The organism is Desulfovibrio sp. (genome assembly GCF_019424165.1).
GTDB lineage: Bacteria > Desulfobacterota > Desulfovibrionia > Desulfovibrionales > Desulfovibrionaceae > Desulfovibrio.
The window spans coordinates 1-5,292 of sequence record NZ_JAHZAA010000031.1 but is presented as its reverse complement, the minus strand read 5'-3'; the positions used below and the strand labels follow the sequence as shown (position 1 = coordinate 5,292).

The window sequence follows — 5,292 nt, the reverse complement described above, 5'->3', positions numbered from 1 at the left end:
TTCAAGTTCACGCACCCGCTCAAGGCGGTGCGGCAGGGGAGCAAAGCGCGCCACGGCTCTGGCTGCATTTTCTTCGCTGACGCCGAAAAGACGGCAGGCTTGCCAGGCTGCTTCTTCATTCACGCGGTTATGTACGCCCATGAGGGAACTTTCAGGAAAACGGTCCGCAGCGCTCACATAAACCTGCCGGGCCTTCAGACCGTACCGGGCCGCGAGACTGCGCAGGCTCTCGTCAAGCACGGCAAGATCGCCCTCATCCTGGCACCGGAACAGGCGAAACTTTGCCTCCGTGTATTCAGCCATATCTTTGTGATAATCCAGATGATTGGGCGTAATATTAAGTAAAATGCCCGCCCGTGGGCAAAACGTGGAGCAGGTTTGCAGCTGGAAGCTGGAAATCTCCAGCACCAGCACATCCGCCTTGTGTCCGGAAAGCACGTATTCCGACAAGGGGGTGCCGATGTTGCCTCCCAGAAAAACGGCATAGCCCTGCTCATGCAGCATGGCAGCCGCCAGTGATGCGGTTGTGGTCTTGCCGCTGGTTCCGGTAACGGCCAGCACTGGCTCGCTATCCAGATAGCGCCATGCCAGCTCCATTTCTGCCAGAATTTCCGTGCGCTCCTCATCCACAAGGCCTGCAAGGCGCGCTACAGGCATGCCGGGGCTCGGCACAACAAAGGCGGCATTTTCAAACTGATCAGACGTGTGAGGGCCAAGCTCAATGCTGATTCCGAGTTGCCGCAGTTCGCCCGCCAGCCCTTCCCTGCCGGAAAAGGCATCAGGGTTACTGTCCAGCAGGCGCACCCGCGCTCCCTCACGGCACAAAAGCCGCGCAGCGGCAAGGCCGGAGCGCCCCGCACCCACCACCACTGCCGTTTCGCCAACGCTGATGCGTCTGCCGCGCGTTTTTTCCAATGCCATACGATATCTCCTCAACGCAGCTTCAGGACCGAAAGCGCCATGAGGCCAAGCAGAATTGACGTGATCCAGAAGCGGATGATGATTTTGGACTCTGGCACGCCTTTAAGTTCAAAATGATGGTGCAAAGGCGCCATGCGAAAAAAACGCTTGCCCCCGGTCCAGCGGAAGTACCCCACCTGCACGATGACAGAAAGCGTTTCGGCTACAAAAAGGCCGCCTACCACAGCAAGCACAAGCTCCTGCTTGCACAGCAGGGCAAGATAGCCAAGCACCCCACCGATGGACAGGGACCCCACATCGCCCATGAAGACCTGAGCCGGATAGGCATTAAACCATAAAAAGCCCAATCCCGCGCCCACAAGGGCAGCGCAAAAAATGGTAACCTCACCCACGCCGGGCATATAAGGGACCAGCAGATAACCGGCAAAGCGCGCGTTGCCCGTAATATAGATAAAAATGGAAAAAACAATGCAGGCCACAATGGAAGGGCCTATGGCAAGGCCATCAAGACCGTCCGTAAGGTTAACGGCATTGGACGCCGCCACCATGACAAAAACGCCGAACGGCAGGTAAAACCAGCCCAGATCAAAAGTCACTTCTTTGAAAAACGGAATGGTAAGCTTGCTGCTGTAGTCAGGATTAACGAAAAGCAGCAGCATGGCTACACAAGCCACGGCAAGCTGGCCGCCCATCTTGGCCTTGCCGGAAATGCCACGGTTTTTATGATGACGCAGTTTGGTGATGTCGTCCCAAAACCCCACAGCCCCGAATCCGGCAAAAACAAAAAAGGCCTGCCATATGTAAATATTGGTCAGGTCTGCCCACAAAAGCAGGCTCACCGAAAGGCTGAACAGCATCAACAGGCCGCCCATGGTGGGAGTTCCGGCTTTGCAGGCGTGGGCCGCCACGTCTTCATGAATATACTGACCGCACTTCAACTTGCGCAGCCATGCAATAAACCGTGGTCCGAGAATTATGGAAATGAGCAGAGCCGTCATGAGCGCCGCCATGGAACGGAAGGTGATGTAGCGGAAGACGTTGAAGAATGTCCATTCCGATGCGAGAGGAGAAAGGAAATTGTAGAACATGCACGGAGTCCGTTCGTTTGGCCACTCTGCGACCGTTACTGTCAACGGGCCAAGCAAGGCCCTGGGTAGAGATTAGTGAGGCACACACCCGCGAAATAAAAAGTTCCCGTTTCGGCTGAGCTATCCGGACGTCGGGATGAAACAGCCCGCGCCGGGAAACGGCATTGAAGCTCAATATCTCTGCCTGCGCCCGTAAATGGTTTTCCACGGGCCTGAACGGGCCTCAATATCTGGGCGGCAGGATGCAGCGGTCAGACAGTTGGCACTGCAATTCGTCCGGACAGGCGAACCTGTTTTTTGCAAGGCGAATCTGCCTGGATCGTTACAACGAAGGCAGTTACGAACTAAAAACGCAGGAACTCTTCCCTGCTAAGCTGCCTGCAAAGGCAAAAAAGCTCTAGCTGCTCAAGGCTGCCATAAGCGTTTCGAGCCTGTTGCTGCGCGAGCCTTTAAACAGAACCACGCCGCCGCTTTTGGCGGCCTTGCTCTCCAGGCCGTAGTCCTGCAGAGTCCGCCATGTTTTCATAAACTCCCCGGCATCGGCAACGACCTGCCAGGGACCGGCATAGCCCGCCAAAGTAAGGCCCTTGCGCACATCCTCCGCATGTAACCCTTTCCAGATAATCGCAGAAGGATTCAGACCGGCCAGACGGCGGCCCAGGGCCTCATGCTCCATGGCTGCCTGGCTGCCAAGCTCAAGCATGGCACCCAACACTGCCACAAAAGGACGTCCTGCGGCTCTTTCGGCCGCCGCATCCAACATGCGGCCCATAGACAGTGGATTGGCGTTGTACGTATCATCAATCAACAGCCATGACCCTGCCTGCACCTGATTAAAGCGTTGCGCGGGTATGCGGGCCTGCGCCAGCCCCTGGCGTATGGCCTGGAAGTCCAACCCGAGCATGTGAGCGACGGCAGCCACGGCAGCCACGTTTTCCGCTCCGTATTCGCCCCTGAATGGAGCCGTAACGTCAAATTCCTTGCCCCCCAACCACAGACGGTACAAACCGTAGGAGTCAGCCGGGGCAGCAGCAGTCCCCTGCGGAGCCGGAGCCGCGCCCGCATAAACGGCGCGAAATTCCGCATCCCGGCCGCTGCCGCTGAAAAAGCAAATATCTGCTCCCGTGGCACGGGCTTCACGCGCCAGATCGGGATAATCGGCGCAGACAAGACCTTTACCGCCTTTGGCAAGGTACTTGAGCAAATGCGCCTTGTGCCAGGCCACGCCTTTTTCGCCGAGCCCTTCAGTGTGGCCTGTTCCGGCGTTGAGCACAACCGCAATATCCGGGCGCAGCACTGAACCCAGGTCATCCATGTCGCCTTTCTGGCTGATGCCGGCTTCCATAACCCAAAAATTTTCGTCGCCGTCTGTGCCGAGCACCGCACGGGGCATACCGATCTGGTTGTTGTGATTCAGGGCATTGCGGGCGGTCTTTCCGCCGAGGGACAAAACCTGGGCCAACACTTCCTTGAGGGTCGTCTTGCCTGCCGTGCCGGTAACAGCCACCACGCGCGCCTTTGTCCTGTCGCGCCACAATCCGGCCAGTTCCCCCAGAGCCTTGACCGTATCAGGAACCATCAGAACCGGCACATTGATGCCCGGCAGAGGCCGTGCGGCCAGCACCGCAGCAGCACCTTGCCCCACGGCCGTCGCGGCAAAGTCGTGCCCATCCACCCTGCTGCCGGGTACACAGACAAAAAGCGCTCCTAGCCCTGCCTCACGGCTGTCTGTCACGACCGACGTCAGGACGGTGTTTTCCACGTCCGGCAAAACTCCGGGCAAGCCCAGACAAGCTGCCGCCTCATTGATGGTTATGCGCACTGAAGTATCTCCCGCACCACTTCCTGATCGCTGTAGTGGTGTTTGACTCCCTGCATAATCTGGTAGTCTTCATGACCTTTGCCGGCAATAAGCAATGCATCTTTTTTGCCAAGCATGCCCAAAGCCCGGGATGTGGCTTCACGGCGGTCAACCTCGACTACAACCTCTCTGGCATCTGCAAGACCAGGCAACACATCCTTGAGTATGGCCTCCGGATCTTCAAATCGCGGATTGTCCGAGGTCAACACGGCCACATCCGACCAACGGGCCACAGCTTCGCCCATAATGGGTCTCTTGCTGCGGTCACGATTGCCGCCACAGCCAAAAACAGTGATCACGCGCTCAAAACCTGCATCGCGCAATGCTTTAAGAACATTTTCAAGCGCATCGGGAGTATGGGCGTAGTCCACAAAAACATTGAGCCCCTGCGGATTTTCCACCCGTTCCAGCCTGCCGCTGACTCCCGTAAAACTTTCCAACGCCTTGAACGCTTCAGGATCAATTCCCATTTCCAGCGCCACAGCCTGCACGGCCAGCAGGTTGGAGGCATTGAAAGCTCCCACAAGGGGGGAGCGCAGCTCCCACTGCATGTCTTCAAGGCTCATGCGCAGATGGCAGCCTGCTGTGGTGGAAGAAAACAATTCTCCCCACAAATGCCGCCTGTTGGGCGCACCCTTTTGCAGGCCGAAAGAAAGGGCCGTGGGGCACAGCTCCAGCAGCCGGCGGCCCCAGGCATCGTCAGCATTGACGGCCATGGATTTGTCGGCGCGAGGCAGCTCAAGAAAAAGCCTGGCCTTGGCCTGAAAATAACTTTCCATATCTCGATGATAATCGAGATGGTCCTGGCTCAGATTGGTGAAGGCCGCGCCGGAAAATGGCACACCGCACACCCGCTGCTGGTCTATGGCATGAGAAGAGACTTCCATCACGGCCACATCCACGCCGTCGCGGGCCATTGCGGCCAGCATGGCATGTACGCTCAAGGCATCAGGAGTGGTCAGGGGGGCCGCCTCAACATGACCGGGCCAGCGGTAGCTCACTGTTCCCATTACACCGAGCTTATGCCCTGCCTGGGCAAAAAGGCGTTCAAGCAGATAGGTGCAGGTGGTTTTGCCGTTGGTGCCTGTAACACCCACGATACGGATAGGCAAGGTATCCGTATGCCAGCGGGCCTGTGCCAGCCGCCAGAGCGCCTCACGCGGGTCGGCATGGTGGACAACCCTGCATCCGGCGGTCGCTGCAACCGCAGCCTCTTCACTGTCGGCCCGGCAAACGATAACTCCCGCACCGGCTTCGGCAGCGGCAGGAATAAACTGGGTGCCGTCTTCCTTGACGCCGGGTACAGCCACAAAAATATCGCCGGGACATACCTGACGCGAGTCTGCGCGCACCTCAATCTCGCCGCGTCCGCACTCATCCAGCAGTGCCGCAAATTCCCGATTCATAATCAACCTCTTTGTA

The 5,292-nt window shown here is 57.8% G+C and carries 4 protein-coding genes and 1 pseudogene; 1 reads left to right on the top strand and 4 read right to left on the bottom strand.

All coding sequences use genetic code 11. The annotated features are described in order from the left end of the window. Together QZ377_RS09930 and mraY are read right to left on the bottom strand one after the other, a co-directional pair. Positions 1-921 (bottom strand): annotated as a pseudogene (locus QZ377_RS09930) (Mur ligase family protein); the annotation flags it as partial. Between the two features lie 11 nt (positions 922-932). After that, entirely contained in the window at positions 933-2,009 is a 1,077-nt protein-coding gene (gene mraY, locus QZ377_RS09925; protein WP_291440996.1) for a phospho-N-acetylmuramoyl-pentapeptide-transferase, read from the bottom strand. Positions 2,010-2,173: 164 nt separating this feature from the next. On the opposite strand from mraY, the gene QZ377_RS09920 reads away from it, so the two are divergent. Next, positions 2,174-2,410 (top strand): hypothetical protein, encoded by a 237-nt coding sequence (locus QZ377_RS09920; RefSeq protein WP_291440995.1) that lies wholly within the window; start codon positions 2,174-2,176, stop codon positions 2,408-2,410. On the opposite strand, the gene murF is transcribed toward QZ377_RS09920, so the two are convergent. Beyond that, on the bottom strand, positions 2,407-3,831 hold the full coding sequence (murF, locus tag QZ377_RS09915; protein ID WP_291440994.1) for a UDP-N-acetylmuramoyl-tripeptide--D-alanyl-D-alanine ligase: 1,425 nt from the start codon (positions 3,829-3,831) through the stop codon (positions 2,407-2,409). The genes QZ377_RS09920 and murF overlap by 4 nt on opposite strands. Continuing rightward, positions 3,822-5,276, bottom strand: coding sequence for a UDP-N-acetylmuramoyl-L-alanyl-D-glutamate--2,6-diaminopimelate ligase (locus QZ377_RS09910; protein WP_291441014.1), 1,455 nt, complete (start codon positions 5,274-5,276; stop codon positions 3,822-3,824). Before QZ377_RS09910 ends, murF begins: the two co-directional genes overlap by 10 nt. Positions 5,277-5,292: the final 16 nt, after the last annotated feature.